The following is a 395-nucleotide window of genomic DNA, read 5'->3' on the forward strand; positions in this document are numbered from 1 at the left end:
TCGTGGAAGGACGGCCACGTCACCACCACGCCGGGCTTCAAGGAAGCGTTCCGCCAGTTCGCCGAGGGCGGCTGGCAGGGCCTGCAGCACCCCGTCGAGAGCGGCGGCCAGGGCCTGCCCAAGACCATCGGCGCGGCCTGCGCGGAAATGCTCAACAGCGCCAACATGAGCTTCGCGCTGTGCCCGCTGCTCACCGACGGCGCGATCGAGGCCCTGCGCACCGCGGGCAGCGGCGAGCTCAAGGCCACCTATCTGGAAAAGCTCGTGTCCGGCCAGTGGACCGGCACGATGAACCTCACCGAGCCGCAGGCCGGATCGGACCTGGCCCTGGTGCGCACGCGCGCCGAGCCGCAGGGGGACGGCACCTACAAGGTCTCCGGCACGAAGATCTACAT

At 69.9% G+C, this 395-nt stretch carries 1 protein-coding gene; it reads left to right on the forward strand.

All coding sequences use genetic code 11. The features are described from left to right. On the forward strand, nucleotides 1-395 hold a 395-nt coding region (locus MPC4_RS04820; RefSeq protein ID WP_174511529.1), incomplete at both ends, for an acyl-CoA dehydrogenase family protein.

The sequence above is a fragment of the Methylocella tundrae genome (assembly GCF_901905185.1).
Lineage (GTDB): Bacteria > Pseudomonadota > Alphaproteobacteria > Rhizobiales > Beijerinckiaceae > Methylocapsa > Methylocapsa tundrae.